Origin of the sequence: Mesorhizobium sp. Z1-4 (genome assembly GCF_004000235.1) — a bacterium.
In the GTDB taxonomy this organism is placed as follows: Bacteria; Pseudomonadota; Alphaproteobacteria; order Rhizobiales; family Rhizobiaceae; genus RCIO01.
On the sequence record NZ_RCIO01000001.1, the window covers coordinates 469,976 to 493,894 of the forward strand.

Here is a 23,919-nt window from a genome sequence, read left to right on the forward strand (position 1 = left end):
GGGGCAAGTCCTGTCCACGAAATGGGCACAAGCGCTTGACGCCGCTCCCTCGCCGCGCCCCAATCGGGCATGAACTCAATACTCCCCAACGATTCGCCCACCAACGCCGCCGAGTTCACCGTGAGCGAGGTGTCGGGCGCGCTGAAACGCGTGGTGGAAGACGCCTTCGGCAATGTGCGCGTGCGCGGCGAGATCTCCGGCTATCGCGGGCAGCATTCCTCCGGCCATGCCTATTTCAGCCTCAAGGACGAGCGCGCGCGCATCGAGGCTGTGATCTGGCGCGGCTCCTTCGCGCGGCTGAAATTCAAGCCCGAGGAAGGCATGGAGGTGATCGCGTCAGGCAAGCTCACCACCTATGCCGGCTCGTCGAAATACCAGATCGTCATCGAACAGCTCGAGCCCGCCGGCGCGGGCGCGCTGATGGCGCTGCTGGAGGAACGGCGCAAGAAACTCGAGGCCGAAGGGCTTTTTTCGGCCGAGCGCAAGCGCCGCCTGCCCTACATGCCGCGTGTGATCGGGGTCATCACCTCGCCCACCGGGGCGGTGATCCGCGACATCATCCACCGCATCACCGACCGCTTTCCGCTGCATGTCGTCGTGTGGCCGGTGCGGGTACAGGGCGAAACGACCGGGACGGAAGTGGCGGCGGCGGTCGAAGGCTTCAACGCGCTTCCTTCCGGCGGTCCGATTGCCCGGCCGGACGTTCTGATCGTGGCGCGCGGCGGCGGCAGCCTTGAGGATCTTTGGGGTTTCAACGACGAGGCGGTTGTGCGGGCGGTCGCGGCGTCCGGCATTCCGGTCATATCGGCTGTCGGCCACGAGACCGACTGGACGCTGATCGACCATGCGGCCGACATGCGCGCGCCGACGCCAACAGGCGCTGCGGAACTTGCGGTACCGGTCCGGGCCGAACTCGAGGCGACCGTCGCCAGCCTCGGCGCACGGCTGCAAGGCGCAGCCTCTCGCGCCGCCGACCGGCGCAGGCAGGCGGTGCGCGCCGCCGCGCGCGCCCTGCCCTCGGTCGATTCGCTCCTGGCCATACCGCGGCGGCGCTTCGACGAGGCGGCATCGCGGCTCGAACGGGGCCTCAGCGAGAACACAGCGCGCAAGCGGGCACGTTTTGCCGGGTTGCGGCTTTCGCCGTTGATGCTGACGCGGCGACTCGGCGAGCAGAAACATCGGTCCCTCCAGGCAGAGCGGCGGCTGACAGCTTCGTTCCGCAGCATGGTGGGCAATGCGCGCGCACGTTTCGACCGCGATGCGGCGCGCATAACGCCGGTCGCCCTGAAGCGGCAGCTGGCGATCTCGTCGGAGGGCCTCGGCGTGCTCACAGCACGCGCCACCCGCGCCGAGGTGGCGAGGCTGGAGCGCCTCCGTGGCCGACTTACCCAATCCGCGCGGCTGCTCGAGACGCTCTCGCATCGGGCCGTGCTGGAGCGGGGCTATGCGCTGGTGATCGACAAGGATGGTGCGCTCGTCAAGCGCGCGGCCGCCCTGTCGAAAGGCGACGAGATCGCGGTCCGCTTCGCCGATGGCGATGTCGGCGCGCTGACGACCGGCGGCGAAACGGCTAGGCCGAAGCCCAAGCCCGCTCCGCAGGCGAAGCCGTCGGACGTGCAGGGCGATCTGTTCTGAGGGAATGGTACGGTTGGCTGGGGTCGAACCAGCGACCTCCGGATCCACAATCCGGCGCTCTAACCAACTGAGCTACAACCGCAGGGCTTTCGTTGGCGGTGCATAAGGCCAATCGCACCGAGATTCAAGCCATATCGGCAGGCGTTTGCCGCACCAGGAATTCAGGCAAAGAAAAAGGCCGGCGGGAGGAGGTGCCGACCTTTTTCTCTATGTCCGGCCAATGGGAGGAGGTATTGGCCTTTCATGCCGCGTTCCAGCGGGAGGAGGTGCCGGAAGCGCGGGATTGCTCCAGGTAACGCGTGTTAGGCGACCTGAAACTCCTTGACTGCCTTTTCGAAGGCGGTCTTGGCCGGCTTGGCAACGGACTCGGCGGCCTTGGTACCGGCTGCCTGCATGTCCTTGGCCTGCTCGACCATCATCTCGTAGCTCTTGCGCATGAATGCGGTCTGGAGCTCGAGGACTTCCGAGAGCGACTTCACGCCGACAAGGGCTTCCATGTGGGCGAGGTTGGCCTCGGCGCCGGCGCGCATCGCGGAGATCGACTTCAGTGACAGGTCGCCAGCTGCGGTCTTCGCGGTCTCGAAGGTCGATTCCCAGACTTTCTGGGCGTCTTCCATGCCGGTCTTCACTTTCGCGTATGCTTCTTTCGACTGCTCGACGCCCTGTTCGGCGAACACGCGGAACTGCTCGGTGGCCTGGCTCGGGTCGAAGGTCGGGAATTCGGCGGTTTCCGCCGTCTTTGTGGCTGCCTTGGTCATTTTCATTCTCCCTGTCGTGCGGTTGGGCACGTGGTGAATTCGATATGCAGCCTATATAGCGCAATTAATTGTGCAGTGCAATATCATTTGTTGCATTGCATCAAAGAAACAGCCGGGGCCGGTTAACCACGCCCTGAGGAAGGCACGCACGGGCCAAGCCAATTGTGGACTCTGCCGCGACCCTGATATTATTACCGATGTCTTAACGAAAGCGCGTAAGCCAACCGGACAGCAGGTTCCATGCCGCCACGGTCCTACTCATATCTCGATGTCTCGGCGCTCGATGGCGTGCGGGAAAAGATTGTCGAGGGCGCTGCCGCACTGGTTCTTCCTGCGACGTTGGACGAAGTGATTTGGGCAAACGGAGCGGGCGCCGCGCTGTTCGGCCACTCAGGTGTCGCGACATTCGTCGGCGGCGACCCCGAATTTGCGCCTGGCGCGAAGCGCCAGATCACCGCGACCCCCGGCTTTCCGGCGGTCCGCAGCGGGCGGCCGATCGCCGTGCGTCTTGCAAAGGGCGTTTCGAGCCAGACGGTGATGTTCCAGGCGGAAACCGTTGCGCTGCCGGACGGCGAGAAAGCCATCCTGCTTTCTGTACCCGACCCGCTCGCCGACACGCGAACCGCCGAGGAACGTGCCGGCCGCGCCATAGCCGGTCTTGCGACCGATGGCGGCGGCGTAGCCCTGGTCGACGCGACGGGCCGGATCACGGCCGCTTCGCGCGGTTTCGACGGCCTTGGGATTTCGGCGGGGACGCTGGAGGGCCTCGCGGTCGAAGTCGCGGGCGAAGCCGACCGTCTGGTCAAGCGGCTGGTGCCGACAAGCAAGGGCGAACTGCCGGCAGGAATTGTCAGGCTGGCAGACGTGCCTGCCCTCAGCCTGCTCATGATCGCCAATGACGCAGAGGAAGCTGCCGACGAAACGGCTGGCGACGCCGATGGCGGGGAAACCGCAGCCGCTCCGCCGGAAGAAAGCGCGGAGACTGAACCAGGCGGCAGCCAGGCTTCCAGAATCGACCCCGGCTCGCATGCCGAGACGAGCGAAGCCGGCAGCGACGGCACAGATGGCGATAACGAGCCCGAAGCCCCGGTCGACACAGCGCCTGCAACCGAGGGCGTCGTCCGCGGCACCGGCGAAGACAAGTGGTATTTCGGCAGCAACGGCGCACAAGCTGCAGCATCTTCAACCGACAGCCAGAAATCGCCGGCAGCAACGGAAACCGCGGCCAGCGGCGACACGATCGATGCCGATGAGATTGACACCAAGGTCGCCGGTGAAACCGCCGATATGGCAGCGGCGCCTTTGCGCTTCGTCTGGCGCACCGATGCGGAAGCCAAGTTCAGCGCCCTTTCCGATGAATTCCGGCAGGCGTTCGGGGCCGAAGCCACCGACATTGTGGGCCGCGACTTCGCCGATGTCGCGGAAGCGTTCGCGCTCGATCCCGACGGTGAAATAGCCGGACTGATGAACCGACGAGACACCTGGTCCGGCCGTTCGGTCCTGTGGCCGATCGCCGGTACGGATCTCGTCGCTCCGGTCGACCTGGCGGCGCTGCCCGTTTATGGCCGCGATGGGACGTTCGAGGGCTTTCGCGGCTTCGGCATTGCCCGGATGGGCGATGCAGTCGTCGACGATCACGCGCGCGGATTGCAGCTGGTCGGGGCCCTGCCCGAAACGGATGACGCCGGCGAGGTCGAAACAATCGTCGCGCCGGCCGACTTCGCGGCCGAAGACGACGACCCCTTCAAAGGCGAAACCCCCGCCCTTGCGATTGAACAGTCCCGGGAGCGGCGCGAAAACGACAAGGTGATCCGCCTTGCCGAGCGGCGCAACCAGCAGCCGCCAAAAGGCCTTTCCAGTGCGGAACAGGAAACGTTCCAGGAAATTGGCAAACGGCTCAAGGATGCCAGCAACCTGGATGAGGACGCCGAGGCCCGGGACGATGCCGCGGCGGCTGAAGAAGCGGAAAGCGATACCTCGTCCGACATCGGCTCAAACGAAGCACACGGCCTGATCGCCGGCAATGCAGGCGATGCGGATACCGGAGACGAAGCGGAAGAGCCATCGGCGGAGGCAACCGCTTCGGCGGCAGAAGAACGCTCCCCCGGCGACCACAGCGAAGACACGGTGCCCGCCAACAGCGATGAGACGTCCGAACCGGTGGAAGCCAAGGCTGCCGAAGGCTCCAATGCCGTGACCGGCGAAGCCGACGCTGCCGAAGGCGAGACGGACGGCGATGTCGACGCGGTTGCGGAAACACCCGGCGACAGTCCAGACGACACAATATCTGAGGTCGATGCCCCGGCCCGAGATCGGCAGGATGCAGCAGCCGATGCCGAGGTGACGCCTTCCGGCGAAACTGAGAACGCTTCGGCCGAAGCCGTCGAGAGCCCGGAGGCAGAAGCGCCAGCGGCCGTGGAGGCGACGAGCGGGGACAATACCCAAGACCAGATTCCGGATGGCGGTGCCGAGGGCGAAGAACAAGCCGGCGAAACAACGGGCTCCGACGATGCGCCTTCCGCCGATGCGTCGGACGAAATGCCGGCTGTCAATGACGCTACACGCGATGCGGACGGAGACGACGCCGCGCCCGGGAACGGAGAGCTTGCCGCGTCGAGTGAAGCTGCGCCGGAGCCTGCCGGGTCCGATGCCGGAGCGAGCGCAAAGCGCAAGGTCGGCTTGTCGGCCTTCCTGCCTTCGGCATTTTCGGTGGGCGGCATCGTTGATGCATCGGTCGGCATCGATTCCACCGTGCTGTCGCGGCTGCCGCTGCCGCTGCTTATCCACTCGGGCGACGAGCTGCATTATGCAAACCGCGAGTTCCTGACCCTCACCGGCTACCGGTCGCTCGCCGAGTTCGATCTCGCAGGGGGTATGGACGCCATTTTTGCCGGCTCCTACGAAGCCGACGGAACCAATGGCCAGACGCTGAAGCTGCGGGCGCGCGACGGCGACGAATTCCCGGTGCATGCATTCCTTCAGTCGATCGGCTGGCAGGGCGGCAAAGCCCTGCTCCTGGCGCTGCGCCGCGCCGACCCGCCTGAACCCTCCCCCCAGGGCGAACCTATCGAGGCCGGCAACCTCGAAACCCAGCTCGATGAACTGCGCACAATCATCGATACGGCGACCGACGGCGTGGTGATCATCGGCAATGACGGCACGATCCGCTCCGTGTCGAAGCCGGCGGAGGCGCTGTTCGGCTATAATGAAAACGATCTGCCCGGACGCCCGTTCACGTCGCTCTTTGCGATCGAAAGCCAGCGTCCGGCGCGCGAATATCTCGACGGTCTGGCGGGCAATGGCGTCGCCAGCGTGCTCAATGACGGCCGCGAAGTGATTGGCCGCGAAGCGCAGGGGCGCTTCATTCCGCTGTTCATGACAATCGGGCGGCTGCCGCATGAGAGCGGTTTCTGCGCCGTCCTGCGCGACATTACGCATTGGAAGCGCGCGGAGGAAGAACTTACCGAGGCACGCGCCGCCGCCGAACGGGCTTCCTCGCAAAAGACCGAGTTCCTGGCGCGTGTCAGCCACGAGATCCGCACGCCGCTCAACGCCATCATCGGTTTTTCCGAGCTGATGATCGACGAGAAGTTCGGGCCAATCGGGTCCGAGCGCTATCGTGACTATCTTTCCGACATCAACCGCTCGGGCAATCACGTGCTCGATCTGGTCAATGACCTGCTCGACATCTCGAAGATCGAGGCGGGGCAGCAGGAGCTCTCTTACGAAGCGGTATCCCTCAACGATGTGCTGTCGGAAGCCGTTGCGATGATGCAGCCGCAGGCCAACCGCGAGCGCGTGATCATCCGCTCGAGCTTTGCCTCCAGCCTTCCCGACGTGGTGGCGGATTTGCGCAGCATCCGCCAGATTGCGCTCAATCTGCTTTCGAACGCGATCCGCTATACCCCGGCAGGCGGGCAGGTTGTCGTCTCAACCGTTTATGAGGCCGGCGACATCGCCATGCGCGTTCGCGATACCGGCGTCGGTATGGCAGCGGCCGATATCGAGCAGGCTCTCAAGCCGTTCAAGCAGATCAACGCCCTGAAACGGCCGCGCGGCGACGGCACAGGTCTCGGGCTTCCTCTGACCAAGGCAATGGTGGAGGCAAATCGTGCCCGGTTCACAATCCAGTCGACGCCTGGCGAAGGCACGCTGGTCGAGATCACCTTTCCCTCCACCCGTGTTCTGGCGGACTGAGCTTGATGCTCCTCCGTCAATTTGCCGCAGTGGCTCAAGTGACTGAAAACCTGACAATTCTAGTTTAGAATAATTCTAAACAGCTGATTTTGTTATGATTTCCGTTGACGCGTGAGTGAATTTCTCCGAAATGGGGCCGCCTGCCGCATGAGCGGCCGGCGCATAACACCAATTCGGGACCTTGACCCCCGCAGTATTGGAGAGACCCATGTTCGTTTCTAAAGGCCGGCTTTCTGCTGGCATTGCCGGCGCAGCAATTGCGGCCGGCGTCGCTTTTGCGCCGGCCGCCGCCAGCGCCGAAGGCACCGTCAATATCTATTCCTATCGCCAGCCGGACCTCATCAAGCCACTGCTCGACGCCTTCACCGCCGAGACGGGCATCGAGACGCAGGTTCTGTTTCTGGATTCTGGCATCGACGAGCGCATTGCCGCTGAGGGCTCGAACTCGCCGGCCGACCTGATCTTTACAGTCGACATCGGCCGCCTGCAGGGTGCCAAGGACGCCGGCGTTACCCAGCCGCTCGAAAACGCCGCGATCAACGACAACATCCCCTCGCAGTACCGCGATTCGGAAGGCCACTGGTTCGGCCTCACCACGCGCGGCCGCGTGGTCTACGCCTCCAAGGACCGCGTCGAGCAGGACACGATCACTTATGAGGAACTGGCCGATCCGAAGTGGAAAGGCAGGATCTGCACCCGCTCGGGCCAGCACGTCTACAACATTGCGCTGTTTGCCTCGATGGTTGCCCATCACGGCGCCGACTATGCGGAGACCTGGCTTACCGGCCTGAAGGAAAACCTCGCCCGCAAGCCCGACGGCAATGACCGCGCCCAGGCGAAGGCAATCCATGCAGGCGAGTGCGATATCGGCCTCGGCAACACCTATTATGTCGGCCTGATGCAGAACAACGAAAAGGAGCCGGAGCAGAAGGAATGGGCCGCTTCGATGAAGGTTCTGTTCCCCAATAGCGGGGACCGCGGCACGCATGTGAACGTTTCCGGCATGGCCCTGGCAAAGCATGCGCCGAACAAGGAAAACGCGATCAAGCTGATGGAATTCCTCGCCAGCGCCGAGGGCCAGGAAATCTATGCGGAACGCGTTTATGAGTACCCGATCGGCCCTGGTACCGAACCGTCCGACACGGTGAAGGCTTTCGGCGAATTCAAGCCCGACACGCTGCCGCTGGAAGACATCGCAGCCAACCGCAAGACGGCATCCGAGCTGGTCGACAAGGTCGGCTTCGACGCGGGTCCGTCGAGCTGACGGCCATCCGCACATGTAACGACGAGGGGCTGGATCGCCGATCCGGCCCCTTGTGCGTTTTCGCAAACCGCCGTTCCGGGGCCCGGCGATGACCGCGCGCGCCCATCCCGCGGAAGGCGGCGGCGTGCCGCCGGTGCGCACCGTTGCACCCGGCCGCAACTACGGCGCACTCGCGCCCGCGCTCGTCGCAGCAGCGATCGCGCTCGTGCCCATTGCAGTGGTGATCGGCATAGCGCTTTCGGGCGACGGCTCGGACTGGCCGCACCTTGTCCGCAACGTGCTTCCGCAAGCCACGGGCGCAACGCTGCTCCTGCTGGTGCTTGTTGCGGCCGGAACCGCCTCGATCGGCGTAACAAGCGCGTGGATGGTCGTCGCCTACGACTTTCCCTTCCGCAAAGTGCTCGCCTGGGTTCTGGTATTGCCCCTCGCAGTACCGCCCTATCTCGCGGCCTATGCCTTCGCCGAGTTCCTGCACTTTTCCGGGCCGGTGCAAAGCGCGTTCAGGGCTCTCACCGGCCATGTGACGCCGCGCGACTACTGGTTTCCCGAAATCCGGTCGACCTACGGAGCCGCCATCGTGCTTTCGATGGTGCTGTATCCTTATGTCTATCTCACGAGCCGCGTCGTCTTCATCATGCAGGGCCGCCATATCGGCGATGCCGCGCGCACGCTGGGCGCCGCACCCCTGAAAGTATTGTGGGCCGTCCTACTGCCAGTCGCCCGCCCGGCCATCGTCGCCGGTGTTGCACTGGTCCTGATGGAAACGCTCAACGATATCGGCGCATCGAAATATCTCGGCGTGCCGACCCTTACCTACTCGGTCTACACGACCTGGCTCAATCGCGGCAGCCTGGAAGGTGCTGCGCAGATTGCCGTGCTCATGCTGATCATCGTGTTTGCGGTGCTCATGATGGAGAAGTGGGCACGGCGGCAGCAGCGCTTCCATGTCGGACGCGGATCGCAGATGAACGCCCGGCCGCCGCGGGTCAAACTGACGGGCGCCCGCGCGGCCCTCGCAACCCTTGCCACCGCCGCTCCGGTGTTCTGCGGCTTCGGCATCCCGCTTTATGTATTTGGCGATTACGCATCGCGCCGGCTTTATCAGCTCACGGAGCCCGACCTGCTCGACGCGCTCGTCAACAGCGTCATTGTCGCCACTAGCGCGGCTCTGATTACCGTGTTTGTCGCGCTTCTCCTGATCCACGCGGCGCGGCTCGACAAATCGCGGCCCGTTGCAGCTGTCACACGGCTGGCGATGATCGGCTACGCACTGCCCGGCACGGTTCTCGGCCTCGGGCTGCTTTTTACGCTGGCTTTCATCGACAATTCCATCGACGCATGGATGCGCGACATGTTCGGCGTCTCGACCGGACTGATCTTCACCGGTTCGGCCGCCGCGGTGGTGCTCGTGTGCTCTATCCGCTTCCTGGCGCTGGCGGAGGGTGCGGTACGAGGCGGCATTGAAAAGTTGCCACCGCACATCGACGAGGCGGCGCGCTGCCTCGGGCGTTCTCCCACGCGCAGCGCCACGACCGTTCTGCTGCCTCTGCTGCGGCCGGCGGTGTTCACGGCTGCTGTGCTGGTTTTCGTCGACACTGTGAAAGAACTGTCAGCGACCATTCTGCTGCGGCCGTTCGGTTTCAACACGCTGGCAACGTCGGTGTTCGAAGACGCCTCGCGCGGCGTGCCGGAGGATGGTGCTATGGCAGCGCTGGCAATCATCGCAACAGCGGTCATACCCGTTGTTCTTCTGTCGGGTGCGCTCACCCGCGACCGCGATGCTAATCTGTAAAAAAGAAGGCGCCCCGGAGGGCGCCTGAATAGAATTTCGTGGCTGTCTGAGCGGGCTCAATCACATGTCGAAATATCACCAATCTCGAGCGTGAATATCGGCGCCGTCCCGTTAACAAGTCCTTACCGCGCTGTTTAGAAATTTACGTTTCCGTACCCTCCGTGAAGTTGAGGTAAATTTCAGCGCTACCATTCGTTAACCTAAGGTGGCGTGGCCGGCCGCGCCGATGAGCGGCCGGGAACCTGCCCTGAAGGCCCGTCACGTCGCCAGCTTGGGGATATTGCGGTAGAGTTCGAGCGCCTCGGGGTTTGCCAGTGCTTCCTGGTTCTTGACCTGGCGGCCGTGGACAATGTCGCGTACGGCGAGCTCGGTGATCTTGCCGGACTTGGTGCGCGGAATGTCCGCCACCGCAACGATGCGCGCCGGGACGTGGCGGGGCGTCGCTCCGCTGCGTATCTTGGCGCGGATCCGAGCCTCGAGCGCCTCGTCGAGCTCCACGCCCTCGGCCAGCCGCACGAACAGCACCACCCGCACGTCATCTTCCCACTGCTGGCCGATGCAGATCGATTCCAGCACCTCTTCGAGCTGCTCGACCTGGTTGTAGATTTCAGCCGTACCGATACGCACGCCGCCGGGATTCAGCGTCGCATCCGAACGGCCATGAATGATCATGCCGCCATGCTCGGTCCATTCGGCGAAGTCGCCATGGCACCAGATATTGTCGAAGCGTTCGAAATAGGCGGAGCGGTATTTTGCACCGTCTGGATCGTTCCAGAACATGATCGGCATGGACGGAAACGCCCTGGTGCAGACCAGTTCGCCCTTCTCGCGCTCGATGTGCCTGCCATCATCGTCCCAGACGTCGGTTGCCATGCCGAGACCCGGACCCTGAATTTCGCCGCTCCACACAGGTTTGATCGGTATTCCCAGCACAAAGCATGCGGCAACGTCGGTACCGCCCGAAATCGAGGCCAGATGAACATCATCCTTGATGCCGGAATAGACGAACTCGAACCCTTCGGGCGAGAGCGGTGAGCCGGTTGAGGAAATCACCCGCACGGTCGAAAGATCATGCGTCTTTTTCGGCTCCAGACCTGACTTGCGGACAGAGTCGATGAACTTCGCCGACGTTCCGAAATAGGTCATCTTCTCCGCGTCTGCGTAGTCGAACATCGCGTTGCCGTCCGGGTAGAACGGCGAGCCGTCATACAGCAGCAGCGTCGCGCCCGTCGCCAGTCCGGTGACCAGCCAGTTCCACATCATCCAGCCGCATGTGGTGAAATAGAAGAAACGATCGCCGGGCTTGATCCCGGCGTGGAGCTGGTGCTCCTTGAGATGCTGCAACAGCATGCCGCCGGCCGAATGAACAATGCATTTGGGAATGCCGGTCGTGCCGGATGAAAACAGAATGTAGAGCGGGTGGTCGAAAGGCAGCCGCTCGAAGGTCATGGGCTGGGCGGCATAGGGCGCAATCGCCTGGTCGAGTGCGGTTGCCCGGCCGATCTGCGAAGCCGTCGCTTCTGACTTGCCGATATAATCGACAATCAAGGCAGCGCGCACCGAAGGCAACTGCTCCAGCACCTCCGCAATCTTGCCGCCTACATCAATGGTCTTGCCGTTGTAGTAGTAGCCATCGGCGGCAACGAAGACCGCCGGCTCGATCTGTCCGAACCGGTCGAGCACACCCTGGGTGCCGAAATCCGGCGAACAGGATGACCAGACAGCGCCAAGCGACGCCACGGCGAGCATGGCGGCGATCGTCTCGGGCATATTCGGTATCATCGCGGCCACCCGGTCGCCGGCTTTTACATCCTGATCCCGAAGGAATTGCTGGATGCGCGAAACCCTGTCGCGCAGCTCGTCCCAGCTCCAGCGCAGATCGACCTTGTCTTCGCCACGGAAAACGATCGCGTCACCCGATCCGCCACCCGCCAGCAGGTTTTCGGCGAAGTTCATTTTCGCTTCGGGAAAGAACCTTGCGCCCGGCATCTTGTCGCCGTCGGCAAGCACCGTTTCGCCACGGTCGCCCACAACCCCGCAATAGTCCCAGATGAGGCTCCAGAAGCCCTCGCGGTCCTCAATCGACCAGGTGTGAAGCGCGTCATAATCTTCCAGCGGCCGTCCGGCGCGCGCCGATGCCTGCTTCATGAAATCACCAAGGTTCGAGCTTTTCACCCTCTCCGGCGAAGGCGTCCAAAGCGGCTCTGCATGCGGCATCAGCTATTCTCCTCTCAGGCGGCTTGCTTATGGCGTGCGAACCAGGCGCGGGCAATAGGTTGAAAATACCAACAGGTCCTGCGTTTCATCCGACGCTGCCACTGTAAGGATGCGCCATCGCGAAGCCATAAATGCTTGAAATGCGTTGTGACTTGTTTAGGCAAGGAATGGGTTCCGGTGCCGATCAGGCACCGGTCAGGCAAACAAAGGGGCGTGATGCCGCAACCGGCGGTCAAGAGGCTGATCTGGCTGGGTGGAGCCGCCATCGTGCTTGCGGTGGCGCTGCTGGTTGCGCTGCCGTTCATCGCCTCGACCCAGATCGTCCGCGACCGTATCGCCCAGGAGCTGTCGCACTGGTCGGGCTACCAGGTGACTCTGGGCGCCGAGACCAGCATCGAGGTCTGGCCGGTCGTTACCGCGCGCCTCACAGACGTGACGTTCTCGGAATTCGGCGGCGGCGGCCGCCCGGTTGCCCGCGTCGACAGAATTGACGCCGCTCTGGCAGCACTGCCGGCGTTGCGCGGCGAGATCGTGTTTTCGCAGCTCCGCCTATTGCGGCCGACAATCACCCTGTCGTCGGGTAGATTGCCTGCGCCGCCGGCCGGTTTGCCGCCTGGCCGCATTGCAGATGCATTGACCGCAATGCGCTCGATCCTCGCCGAAAACGCGGCGGACCCCGACCTTTCGCAACTGCCCGGCGATGCGCTTCCCGGCGTCGAAATCGTGGAAGGCAAGCTTGCGGTACTGCACGACGGAAAGTCTGCGGAGTTGCTTTCAGCTGTCAGCGGCAGGCTGGCATGGCCCGCGTTCAACCGCGCCGCTTCGGTGACGGCTTCGGGTATCTGGCGCGGCGAACTTGTCGATATCTCCTTCGAGACCGCCCAGCCGCTTGCCCTTCTGGTCGGTGCTGCCGCTCCAGCAACCATCGGGCTCGATTCGGCGCCACTCAATCTCGATTTCAAAGGCACTACCAGCTTCGGCAACGACGGCTTCGTTCAGGGACAGGGCTCGCTTTCATCTCCTTCCCTCAGGCGCATTCTGGAATGGTCAGGCAACGAGATCACGCCGGGATCAGCGATCGGTGCCGTGTCGCTCGAAGCAAAAGTGAGCGGCTCGCTGCGCCGACTCAACCTTTCGGACGCCAGCGTAACGCTGGACGGCAACCCCAGCCGCGGCACGCTCGAAATCTCGCTCGGCGAAAAGATACCCACCGTCGCCGGCACGCTGGCGTTCCAGACCATCAACCTGCAATCATTCCTGTCGGCGTTCTCGGCGCTCACGCCGGACCGCTGGGGCCGCTACAGCACCATTGACGGGCAAGTTGCCGAGCAGATGAACCTCGACCTGCGGCTGTCCGCGGACACGGCCACCGCCGGCACACTATCCTTTACCGGTGTCGCCGCGACCGCGCAGATCAGGGGCGGGCTTGCAGCTTTCGATATTTCCGACGCGCGCGCATTCGACGGCGCCATACAGGCCGGCTTCCGTATCGACCAGCCGAACGCTGCCAGCCGTGTCGAAGTGCGCCTGCGCGGCGTCGGCATCGATCTCGGGGCACTCGCCCAGACCATGCAGGTCTCCTACCTCATGCCGATTGCACGCGGCGACCTGATGATCTCACTCAAGGGCGACGGCAACGACTGGACCTCGATCATGCGGACCGCGCAAGGGTCGCTGTCGCTCAATCTGGGAGCGGGCGCCATGGCCGGCGTCGATCTGGCGGCGTTTTCCGACAAAGCTCGCAAGGGCGAGTTCTTTCCGCTCAACGAAGCCTCGGGCGGCGTGCTCAACTTCGACAGCCTGGTGATGAAAGCGCGGGTGGAAAACGGCACAGCGCGGCTGCAGCGCGCCGAGGTGACCTCAGGCAATCAAAGGGTCGAGCTCAGCGGGCTGGTGCCCCTGCCTGGCCGGGGACTGGCACTCACAGGGACGATCGGCGCAAAGATGGAAGGCGATGAGAAAGATCCCGCACGAATGCAGTTCTTTGTCGGCGGGTCGTGGGACTCGCCCTATGTCTCGCCAGTCATTCCACCTGACCTGGAATAGACCTTAGCCGCCTTCCTTGCGCGCCGCCTGCTCATCGCGTGCGCGCTGAACCTCCCGCTGCTTGTTCAGCAATGAGGCGGCGATGACGCCCGTCGTCACAACCGCGATCAGGATTGTACAGACGGCGTTGATTTCCGGCGTCACGCCGAGCCTGACCTGGCTGTAGATTTTCATCGGCAGCGTGGTTGCGCCCGGGCCGGAGGTAAAGCTTGCAATCACCAGATCGTCCAGCGACAGCGTGAAGGCCAGCATCCAGCCCGAAATCACGGCCGGCAGGATAACCGGCAGCGTGACCTGGAAGAACGTCCGGACCGGCGTCGCGCCAAGGTCCATCGCGGCTTCTTCCAGCGACCGGTCGAAGGTCAGGAGCCTCGATTGCACCACAACGGCGACGAAGCACATCGAGAATGTGATGTGCGCCAGCGTCACTGTAAGGAACCCGCGATCGAGGCCGACTGCGACGAAAAGCAAAAGCAGGGAAAGGCCGGTTATCACCTCCGGCATCACCAGCGGCGCAAACACCATGCCGGTGAAAAGCACACGGCCGCGGAACCGCAGATGCCGGGTCAACGTGATCGCCGCCATGGTTCCGAGCACCGTCGCCACAGTTGCCGAAATCAGCGCAACACGGAACGTTACCCAGGCGGCGTCCAACAAACCCTGGTTCGAAAACAGCTCCACATACCATTTGGTCGAGAAGCCCGACCACACCGTCACCAGCCGTGATTCGTTGAAGGAATAGATTACAAGCAGCAGGATCGGCAGATAAAGAAACGCGAACCCTGCGACCAGCGACACCACATTGAACCGGGACAGACCGTTGTTCATAGCCGCCCCTATTCCTGCGCGCGGGCCTGCGCCCGCTGGAACAGCACAATCGGCACCACCAGTATCAGAAGCAGGATGATGGCCACCGCCGAGGCGAGCGGCCAGTCGCGGTTGTTGAAGAACTCGCTCCACAGCGTCTTGCCGATCATGAGCGTGCGGGACCCGCCGAGGAGGTCGGGAATGACGAACTCGCCGACAGCGGGAATGAAGACCAGCAGGCAGCCAGCCACGACGCCTGGCAATGACAGCGGGAAGGTGATCTTCCAGAAAGCCGACAAAGGCCGGCAGCCGAGATCCTGGGCGGCTTCGATCAGCGAATGATCGAGCTTCTCCAGCGCCGAATAGAGCGGCAGAACCATGAATGGCAGGTAAGAGTAGACGATACCGATATAGACCGCCGTGTTGGTGTTCATGATCACCAGCGGCTCGTTGACCAGCCCTATGTTGAGCAGCAGCTGGTTAAGCAGGCCTTCGGGCTTCAGAATGCCGATCCAGGCGTAAACGCGGATCAGAAAGCTGGTCCAGAACGGCAGAATGACGAGCATCAGCAAGGTCGGGCGCATCGACTGCGGCGCGCGCGCCATCGCATAAGCAACCGGATAGCCGACCAGCAGGGTCAGAAAGGTCGAAACCGCGGCGATCTTGAGGCTGGAAAAATAGGCCACCGAAAGATAGGGGCGCTCGAAGAAGTCGATGCTGAAACCGCCCTGGCAGAGATCCGCTCCAATGCCGATGTACCCCAGCAAGTCGCACATCAGGAGGTGATAGTTCTCCAAGTCGAACTCGGAGAGCCGGGCAAAGAAATCGCGCAGTCCTTCCAGGGCGGGTGTATATGGCGGCATCGATATCGCCAGGTCCGACAGCGATATTTTGAAGACGATGACGAAGGGGATCAGAAAGAAAAAGAGCAGCCAGGCGTAAGGTACGGCGATGACGACCCGGCTTGCGATTGCTGAGAAGATGCGCCGCATGGTTGTCGCCCTCACCGCGTCAGCACGACGCCGGCATCGGGAGCGAAGGTGATCCACGCCCGGTCATCCCAGGTCAACGGGTCTTCGACCAGCCGCGAGCTGTTCAACATCGCCGACTTGACCACCCGGCCGTCGTCGAGCTTGACGTGGTAGATCGTCATGTCGCCGAGATATGCGATATCCCACACCGCGCCCGACATCACATTGTCCGCCCCGGCTTCCGGCTTGCGGGATGCAACGCGCACCTTTTCAGGGCGAATCGCAAACGCCACCTGATCGCCGACCGCAGCGTCGCCTGCATTGTCTGCGGCGATCGTGAGGCCGTCGCCATAGGCGATGCTTGCCACGCTTCCCTGGCGCGCGCTGACGGAACCGTCGAACAGGTTCACGGAACCAACGAACTCGGCCACAAAGCGCGAGGCCGGTGCCTCGTAGGTCTCGGCCGGCGTCGCGACCTGCATTACCTCGCCCTTGTCGAGAATGGCGATCCGGTCGGCCATGGTCATGGCCTCTTCCTGGTCATGTGTGACGACAACGAAGGTGAGGCCCAGCTCCTGCTGGAGATCGGTCAATTCGAACTGCGTTTCCTCGCGCAGCTTCTTGTCGAGCGCGCCCAGCGGCTCATCGAGCAGGAGCACCTTGGGACGTTTGGCGAGCGAGCGAGCAAGCGCGACACGCTGGCGCTGCCCGCCGGAAAGCTGGTGAGGCTTGCGCTTGGCGAACTGCTCAAGCTTGACCATCTTGAGCATCTCGGCGACACGCGCCGCAATCTGGTCGCGCGGCATGCGGTCCTGTTTGAGCCCGAAGCCGATATTGGCCTCCACCGTCATATGCGGGAAGAGCGCATAGGACTGGAACATCATGTTGACCGGCCGCCGGTAGGGCGGAATGCCGCTCAGGTTCTGGCCGTCGAGAAATATCCGCCCTGCGCTCGGTTCCTCGAAGCCGGCGAGCATTCTGAGCAATGTCGTCTTGCCGCAACCCGAGGCGCCCAGAAGGGCGAAAAACTCGCGTTCATAGATGTCGAGCGACAGGTCGTTGACGGCAACGAAGTCGCCAAACTTCTTGGTCACGTTCTCTAAGCGGATATAGGGCGTGGCTGCCGGATCGTTCCAGGGCGCGAAGCTCCTCCGGATGCTGCCTAGCGACTTCATGATTTCCGTCCCGCCAGAATTGAAACCGGCCGCGCAATTGGCGCGGCCGGCAGAAGTTTTCTATTGGCCTGTCACGACGCGGGTCCACAGCCGTGTCATGAGCCGCTGCGTGCGTGGGTCAGGCGGGGTTGTCGTGAAGAGATTGTTGAGCGTTGCTTCGTCCGGATAGACCGCCGGGTCGCCGATCACGTCGGCTTCCAGGAACTCCTGCGAGGCCTTGTTGCCGTTGGCGTAGAAGACATAGTTCGATGCCTTGGCGATTACATTCGGGTCCATGATGTAGTTGAGGAAAATGTGCGCTTCCTCGACATTCTTGGCATCGGCGGGGATGGCCATCTGATCGAACCACATCTGCGCGCCCTCCTTCGGGATCGCATAGTCGACAGACACACCCTGGTCGGCCTCCGCGGCGCGGTCGCGGGCCTGAAACACGTCGCCTGACCAGCCGACGGCCACGCAGATGTCGCCGTTGGCGAGCGCGCTGATATATTCGGACGAGTGGAACTTGCGGATGTGCGGGCGAATCGACAGCAGCAGTTCTTCCGCCCTGGCCAGTTCGTCCGGGTCGGTGCTGTTGACGTCCAGCCCGAGATAGTTGAGCGCCGCCGGGATCATCTCGGCCGGCGCGTCAAGCATGAAGACACCGCAATCGGCGAGCTTGGCGATCATCTCCGGCTTGAAGATCACATCCCAGGAATCGACGCGATCGATGCCGAGCGCATCCTGCACCTTGCGGACATTGTAGCCGATGCCGGTCGTGCCCCACATGTAGTTGATCGAATATTCGTTGCCGGGATCGTAGCGCGCGGTACGGTCGGCGATCGTGCTCCACATATTGGCGATGTTCGGCAGCTTCGATTTGTCGAGCTTCTGGAACACGCCCGCCTGAATCTGACGTGCGAGGAATGTGCCGGTCGGAACCACGACGTCGTAACCGGTACTGCCGGCAAGCAGCTTGGTTTCGAGAATTTCGTTGGAATCGAAGACGTCGTAGACAACCTTGATGCCGGTTTCGGCGGTGAACTCTTCAAGGACCGACTCGTCGATATAGTCGGACCAGTTGTAGACGTTGACCACGCGCTCCTGAGCAGCAGCGGCCGCCGTAAACGCTACCACCGCGGCAAACGTACCCGAAACGAGGTATGACCTTCGTACCATCTTGTTCTCCCGTGTCAGTTCTTCCTGGCGCCCGTAGGATGCGGGCATGGCTTGGCTTAAGCCTATTGGCCTCATCGGCATGCGACAAGGCAAAATAAGCCCCGCGACATCATAGATAGGTGGTGCGTTCCAGCGGCGTGATTTCGCCCCAGAATGCCAGTATTTCGGCGCGCTTCAGGTCGCGGTAGACCTTGGCCAGCAACGGCCCCAACGCCCGGTCGATAAACTTGCTCCGTGCCGTCAGCTGCAGGGCATCGTCCATGTCGTCGGGAAGGTAGAGTCCGTCCTCGTCATACGCGTTTCCCTCCACAGGCGGCGGCGGCTTGAGGTTACCCTCGATGCCTTCCACCATGCCCTGCAAAAGCGCCGACATGACAAGATATGGATTGGCGTCCGCGCCGGCGATGCGGTGCTCGACACGCCGGTTCTCTTCGGTCGACACAGGGATGCGCAGTGCGACGGAGCGGTTGTTTTCGGCCCAGACGGCGCGTGTGGGCGCGTATGAGCCCGGCGTAATGCGGCGAAACCCGTTCCAGGTGTTGATGAACAACAGAAGCGATTCCGGCATTGTCTTGAGCAGGCCGGCCACGGCAGCCTCCAGCTTGCAGCGGCCGTCGTCGCCCGAAAATATGTTGTTGCCTTCGGCATCGAGCATGGAAGCATGCACATGCATGCCGTTGCCGGCATATTCCAGGAACGGCTTGGCCATGAAGGTGGCGGTGAGACCGTGCGCGCGGGCGCAGCCGATCACAATGCGCCTCAGCATGATCACATCGTCGGCGGCACGAAGCGGGTTCGAGCGGTGTTTGAGGTTGACCTCGAACTGGCCGGGCGCAGCTTCCTTGATAATCGTATCGATGGGCAGATCCTGCGCGCTCGCGGCATCGCGGATCATGTCGAACAGCTCCGCGTGCTCGGCCAGATCGTCGAGACCGTACATTCTCAGCCGGTCCGGCCCGCCCGCGGCCCCCACAGGCGCCGGCATGCCGTCGTCCCAGTCCGTGTCGGGATCGAGCAGATAGAATTCGAGTTCGAAGGCAACGACCGGAAACAAACCCTTGGCGTTGATCTCCGCCACTTTGTGCTTCAGCACCTGGCGCGGATCGGCCATGAAAGGTTCGCCCTCCGGCGAGAAGGTCTGCAGCAGCACCTGCGCAGTCTTGCGCTTGGCCCACGGCACGATCGACAGCGAACCGCGCGTCGCACGGCAATAACCGTCCTTGTCGCCGGTCTCGATGTGCAGCCCGGTTTCCTCGACCTCGCGGCCCCACACATCCAGGCCGTGCAGCGACATCGGGAAATTGACGCCTTCCTGAAACGCCTTTTTCAGCGCATCGCCCGGCGCCCATTTGCCGCGCATGACGCCATTGGGGTCGACCATCAGAAACTCGACCGCCTCGATGTCGGGATGTTCTGCGATGAAGCTTTCGTATTCGGCCCGGTGCTCGGGGGATATGAAGCCATCCAGGCTGGCTGAATCGGAGGCATTCGGCCCCGCAATGTCGGGAGCCGTGGAAGGGGCGGACGTTTCGGCGCTGCCGACTGCCGTATCGTGCAAGATGAGCCTGTTCAGACGTTAATGACGCCGACAGGTTGGCCCGCCCGCGTGAGAGCTGTCAATGGCGGATGAGGTGCCGCTCAAAAAGCCTTAGAAAAGCGTGTGCTGCAGGGCTTGCATCCATTCCATAGTAGCGTTTGCAGCAGCTTCAAGCGCCTGCAGTAGCTGTCGGCCGTAGAAGGTTAGTGCAACCGCGACGGGCGTAAGCAAATTGTCGATTTGGGCGTTCGCTCTGTCCCTTAGCCATCTGCCGACCACAGACGCAAAGCGCCTGAAAACTACAACAGAGCGGGTCGGTAGATCGACGTCGGGTTCCCGTTTTTCAGCTTCCTCTCGCAGCGTGCTGATTTCGGCAAGAACTTCCTCTCTTTCGACATCCGACAACGGCGGGATTTCAACAGATTCCGGAGGATTGTTGTGCCCTATCATCGCTCGACCGACATGGTCTCTGAGCAGGCTCTCCAAGTCGTCTAGCCTTTGATGTAGCTCGCCTTGCAGGTCAGCTAAACTACGCTGAGTGGCTATTGCATCCTGATCCTCATACGCGTCGTCTTCGTCGAAAATATCGGGGAGCGGTTCATCAACACTGTAGATACCGTCGTCGTCTTGATCTGGCCTTGGGCTCCAATCGAAACCGTCGGATTGTATTTCATTGACCGCAACTTGCATGGTTTCCCAGTCAGAAACCTCTGAGAATTCATCCTGAATTGCATCATCTGCTGAAATGGGACCCCCATATATCCACTGATAGCCGCCTTCCCTGGACTGGTAGGGAAGGCGCATCGCAGGATCCTCATATTCGCTGTGAAACCAGCGTATCATTAGTTCGACTTTTCGCTGCTTCGAAAGGCGTCGAAACTGCGAGGCCGTGTAACTTTCTTCGCCTATTTCGTATGTTCGGCTGCTTGTTTGCATTGGCTTAGCGCGTTCGAGTATCGGGCCAATATGCGACGTTCCTGAACTGGCCCGCAAGCCGGTACTCGAAGTTCTAATCTATCTGCTTTCAGTGCGAGTCCGATACGCACCTACTTGCCTCGCTTACTGGAAATCGAAAGCGCTGAGCCCGGTGACCATCTCATCCAGCCCGAGCGGCCGCGTCACCGGCGGCTCGGCGCGGGCCAGACAGCCCTGCCGTTCGCACAGCCTGCACGCGGGTCCGATTGCAGTTGCCGGAACCACCGCCTGCTTGCCGCCCGAACCGGGCGCGGCGGCCGGCAAGGCGCTGCCATAAACGATCTCTTCCCTGAAGCCGATGTCGCAGGCGAGCAGCAGTGCCGTGCGCCGCGGACGCTCCGAGAACGCGCCCTGCGGTCCTTCCAGCGTGCGGGCAAGCGTCAGGAATTCCGCGCCGTCCGGCATTTCGACGGCTTCCACGATGATCTGGCCGGGCTGGCCGAAAGCCGCGTGCACGGCGAGTTTGGGACAGCCGCCGCCGAAGCGGGCCTGCGGAAAGCCGCGCGCCCCGGCGCGGCGAAACCGGTTTCCCGCATTGTCGACTTCCAGCATGAAGAACGGCACGCCCGCCGCACCCTCCCGCCCCAGCATTGTGAGCCGGTTGGCCGCCTGCTCGAAGGAAACGGAAAAGCGCGAACGCAGCACGTCGATATCGTAGCGGGCGCGCTGCGCGGCCTCCAGAAACGGCTTGTAGGGCATCATCAGAGCATGCGCCGCATAACGCGCGAGCTCGAAGCGGGCCAGCCGCCGCGCCTCGTCCGACGACAGTTTCAGCGCCTTCAATTCGGCGCCGACCGCCACCGACATGCGCATCAGCGACGCTTCCATTGCGACTTCGCGCAGCTGGTCGAAGGGCGACAGGCGTTCGGAGATGAAAAGACGCTGCGAATGCCGGTCATAACGCCGGCGCCAGTTGGGCATGGTGGCGACCGGCAGCACCCGCACCACAATGCCATGCTCCGATTTCAGCCAGGCCTTGAGCGCCGCCAGCAGGTCGTCGCCGGGTTTCAGCAGCGCAGTAAAGGCTTCGGCCTCCTCCTCGATACCCGCGAAATGGTTCGGACGCTTCTCGAAGGTCTCGCGCATTTCGTCGATCGGCAGCCGCGTGCCGGCGATCGATGTGGTGCGCCCCTCGCGCGCCAGAAGGTCGGAGAGGTCAGTCAGACGCTCGGCCTGTTCGCGGTAGGCGCGGAAGAGCTTGACCATGGCGGCCATCGCGTTGGGCGCGGCCTCCGCCACCTCGATCAGCTCGGCATCGCCCGGCAGTTCGCCCGCCAGCAGCGGGTCGGCAAAAACCTCGCGCAGTGCCGCCACGTTCGGCCCCGCATCCGCCTGCAGCTCCTCAGGCTCGACCTTGTAGACCGACGACAGCTTGAGGATGAGCTGCACGGTCAGCGGGCGCTGGTTGCGCTCGATCAGGTTGAGGTAGGACGGCGAGATGCCCAGCCCCTCCGCCATCGCGGTCTGGGTCAGTCCCTTGTCGTTGCGGATGCGCCGGATGCGCGGCCCCGCGAATATCTTCTGATCAGCCATTTTTACAGACTTTACACGTTACGTTCGCGATCGGAGTTTTACATCTTTTACAAATTTACACGCCAATCCTGTCAAAGACAACACAGGCTTACCCGATTTTGCACCACGATTTCAGGTATTTTCTCGATTATGACGCGCTGCAATGTAAAAAACATACCGAACGAGGCGCCCCAAGACCGCCTCATCAGTTCTAATTCAGCTTCGATCGGAGATCGCCATGACCGATTTTTACAACCTCGTTCCCTCTGCCCCCGAAGGCCGTTATGACGGCATCGAGCGTCCCTACGGCACCGCAGACGTGCAGCGCCTGCGCGGCTCTGTCCCGATCCGCCACACGCTGGCCGAGAACGGCGCCAACCGGCTGTGGAAGCTTATCCACGAAGAGGATTTCGTGAACGCGCTCGGCGCCCTTTCCGGCAACCAGGCCATGCAGATGGTCCGCGCCGGCCTGAAGGCGATCTACCTGTCCGGCTGGCAGGTCGCGGCAGACGCAAACACCGCGTCGGCAATGTACCCCGACCAGTCGCTCTACCCGGCCAATGCCGGTCCCGAGCTTGCCAAGCGCATCAACAAGACGCTGCAGCGCGCCGACCAGATCGAGACCTCGGAAGGCAACGGCCTTTCGGTCGACACCTGGTTCGCTCCGATCGTTGCCGACGCCGAAGCAGGTTTCGGCGGTCCGCTGAATGCGTTCGAGCTTATGAAGGCCTACATCGAAGCGGGCGCAGCAGGCGTCCATTTCGAAGATCAGCTGGCATCGGAAAAGAAGTGCGGCCATCTCGGCGGCAAGGTTCTGATCCCGACCGCGGCTCACATCCGCAACCTCACCGCCGCGCGGCTTGCCGCGGACGTGATGGGCACGCCGACGCTGATCATCTGCCGCACCGACGCCGAAGCAGCGAAGCTGATCACGTCGGACATCGACGAGCGCGACCAGCCCTTCGTTGATTACGATGCCGGCCGCACGGTCGAGGGCTTCTACAACGTCAAGAACGGCATGGAGCCCTGCATTGCCCGCGCGATTGCCATGGCGCCCTATTCGGACCTGATCTGGATGGAGACCTCCAAGCCCGACCTCGAACAGGCGAGGAAGTTCGCCGAGGCGGTGCGCAAGGAGCATCCGAACCAGCTTCTGGCCTACAACTGCTCGCCGTCCTTCAACTGGAAGAAGAACCTGGACGACGCCACGATCGCCAAGTTCCAGCGCGAGCTGGGTGCGATGGGCTACAAGTTCCAGTTCATCACGCTGGCCGGCTTCCATCAGCTCAACTACGGCATGTTCGAGCTGGCACGCGGCTACAAGGACCGGCAGATGGCAGCCTATTCGGAGCTGCAGGAAGCCGAGTTCGCGGCCGAAGCCAATGGCTACACCGCGACCAAGCACCAGCGCGAAGTCGGTACCGGCTATTTCGATGCGGTTTCCATGGCGATCACGGGCGGCACCTCGTCCACGACCGCGATGAAGGAATCGACCGAAACCGCACAGTTCCGCCCAGCGGCAGAATAACCAGACGATGCGGGCCGTCCCCCGGGACGGCCTCACGGGACACGCCGAAAGGAGAAGACCATGGCACCCAAGACACGCGTCAAAGAACGTGCCGAAGAGCAGTCTTCGGCAATGAACGGGGATCAGCAGGCGGCGATCCGCATGGTCGCCAACGACCTGCACCGTCTCAACCAGTCGGTCATGAAGGCGGTGGAATCAGGTGTCTCCGTGGAACTCGTGCGCTCCGCACGCCACCACGGCGGCAAGGGCAACTGGGGCGATCTGCTCATTCCGGTCGTCGTCGCCGGCCAGGCGGCCGCCGAATAGGCACCTCGACAGCAATGCAATCGGGTGCCGCCGGGTTCGTC

Annotated in this window: 16 protein-coding genes and 1 tRNA gene; 7 read left to right on the forward strand and 10 right to left on the reverse strand. The window is 62.7% G+C overall.

The window, feature by feature from the left end; all coding sequences use genetic code 11:
- Positions 1 to 69 precede the first annotated feature (69 nt).
- Positions 70 to 1,635: an exodeoxyribonuclease VII large subunit gene (gene xseA / locus EP165_RS02310; protein ID WP_127519937.1), complete on the forward strand. Its 1,566-nt coding sequence runs from the start codon at positions 70 to 72 to the stop codon at positions 1,633 to 1,635.
- A gap of 5 nt (positions 1,636 to 1,640) precedes the next feature.
- Here xseA and EP165_RS02315 read toward each other — a convergent pair.
- Both EP165_RS02315 and EP165_RS02320 read right to left on the reverse strand, forming a co-directional pair.
- Positions 1,641 to 1,717 (reverse strand) — tRNA-His (locus EP165_RS02315).
- A 220-nt stretch (positions 1,718 to 1,937) separates the two neighbouring features.
- Positions 1,938 to 2,399 carry a phasin gene (locus tag EP165_RS02320; RefSeq protein WP_127519938.1) on the reverse strand — a complete coding sequence of 154 codons (462 nt, stop codon included), beginning with the start codon at positions 2,397 to 2,399 and terminating at the stop codon, positions 1,938 to 1,940.
- A 234-nt stretch (positions 2,400 to 2,633) separates the two neighbouring features.
- Between EP165_RS02320 and EP165_RS02325 the strand changes: the two genes are divergently transcribed.
- From EP165_RS02325 to EP165_RS02335, 3 genes are all read left to right on the forward strand, one after another.
- The gene (locus EP165_RS02325) at positions 2,634 to 6,590 is read left to right on the forward strand and encodes a PAS domain S-box protein (protein WP_127519939.1); all 3,957 of its coding nucleotides are present in this window, start codon (positions 2,634 to 2,636) and stop codon (positions 6,588 to 6,590) included.
- A gap of 208 nt (positions 6,591 to 6,798) precedes the next feature.
- The gene (locus EP165_RS02330) at positions 6,799 to 7,854 is read left to right on the forward strand and encodes a Fe(3+) ABC transporter substrate-binding protein (RefSeq protein WP_127519940.1); all 1,056 of its coding nucleotides are present in this window, start codon (positions 6,799 to 6,801) and stop codon (positions 7,852 to 7,854) included.
- Between the two features lie 88 nt (positions 7,855 to 7,942).
- Positions 7,943 to 9,646 (forward strand): ABC transporter permease, encoded by a 1,704-nt coding sequence (locus tag EP165_RS02335; RefSeq protein ID WP_127519941.1) that lies wholly within the window; start codon positions 7,943 to 7,945, stop codon positions 9,644 to 9,646.
- A 258-nt stretch (positions 9,647 to 9,904) separates the two neighbouring features.
- Here the strand turns inward: EP165_RS02335 and EP165_RS02340 are convergent, their stop codons facing one another.
- Positions 9,905 to 11,863, reverse strand: a complete 1,959-nt coding sequence (locus EP165_RS02340; RefSeq protein ID WP_127519942.1) for an acetoacetate--CoA ligase — start codon at positions 11,861 to 11,863, stop codon at positions 9,905 to 9,907.
- A gap of 216 nt (positions 11,864 to 12,079) precedes the next feature.
- On the opposite strand from EP165_RS02340, the gene EP165_RS02345 reads away from it, so the two are divergent.
- Positions 12,080 to 13,909 carry an AsmA family protein gene (locus EP165_RS02345; protein ID WP_245440049.1) on the forward strand — a complete coding sequence of 610 codons (1,830 nt, stop codon included), beginning with the start codon at positions 12,080 to 12,082 and terminating at the stop codon, positions 13,907 to 13,909.
- A 3-nt stretch (positions 13,910 to 13,912) separates the two neighbouring features.
- On the opposite strand, the gene EP165_RS02350 is transcribed toward EP165_RS02345, so the two are convergent.
- The 7 genes from EP165_RS02350 to EP165_RS02380 all read right to left on the reverse strand — a co-directional run bounded on the left by EP165_RS02350 (position 13,913) and on the right by EP165_RS02380 (position 22,065).
- The gene (locus EP165_RS02350; RefSeq protein WP_127519944.1) at positions 13,913 to 14,737 is read right to left on the reverse strand and encodes an ABC transporter permease; all 825 of its coding nucleotides are present in this window, start codon (positions 14,735 to 14,737) and stop codon (positions 13,913 to 13,915) included.
- 8 nt (positions 14,738 to 14,745) lie between these two features.
- Positions 14,746 to 15,708: an ABC transporter permease subunit gene (locus EP165_RS02355; protein WP_127519945.1), complete on the reverse strand. Its 963-nt coding sequence runs from the start codon at positions 15,706 to 15,708 to the stop codon at positions 14,746 to 14,748.
- Between the two features lie 11 nt (positions 15,709 to 15,719).
- Positions 15,720 to 16,862, reverse strand: coding sequence for an ABC transporter ATP-binding protein (locus tag EP165_RS02360; RefSeq protein WP_127519946.1), 1,143 nt, complete (start codon positions 16,860 to 16,862; stop codon positions 15,720 to 15,722).
- A gap of 60 nt (positions 16,863 to 16,922) precedes the next feature.
- Complete coding sequence (locus EP165_RS02365) at positions 16,923 to 18,020, reverse strand: polyamine ABC transporter substrate-binding protein (RefSeq protein WP_127519947.1); 1,098 nt, start codon at positions 18,018 to 18,020, stop codon at positions 16,923 to 16,925.
- Positions 18,021 to 18,129: 109 nt separating this feature from the next.
- Entirely contained in the window at positions 18,130 to 19,488 is a 1,359-nt protein-coding gene (locus EP165_RS02370; RefSeq protein ID WP_245440050.1) for a glutamine synthetase family protein, read from the reverse strand.
- A gap of 180 nt (positions 19,489 to 19,668) precedes the next feature.
- Entirely contained in the window at positions 19,669 to 20,361 is a 693-nt protein-coding gene (locus EP165_RS02375; protein WP_127519948.1) for a hypothetical protein, read from the reverse strand.
- Positions 20,362 to 20,616: 255 nt separating this feature from the next.
- Positions 20,617 to 22,065, reverse strand: a complete 1,449-nt coding sequence (locus tag EP165_RS02380; protein WP_127519949.1) for a helix-turn-helix domain-containing protein — start codon at positions 22,063 to 22,065, stop codon at positions 20,617 to 20,619.
- 217 nt (positions 22,066 to 22,282) lie between these two features.
- Between EP165_RS02380 and aceA the strand changes: the two genes are divergently transcribed.
- Positions 22,283 to 23,572, forward strand: coding sequence for an isocitrate lyase (gene aceA / locus EP165_RS02385; protein WP_127519950.1), 1,290 nt, complete (start codon positions 22,283 to 22,285; stop codon positions 23,570 to 23,572).
- 60 nt (positions 23,573 to 23,632) lie between these two features.
- On the forward strand, positions 23,633 to 23,878 hold the full coding sequence (locus EP165_RS02390; RefSeq protein WP_127519951.1) for an SMc00767 family acetate metabolism repressor: 246 nt from the start codon (positions 23,633 to 23,635) through the stop codon (positions 23,876 to 23,878).
- Positions 23,879 to 23,919 lie beyond the last annotated feature (41 nt).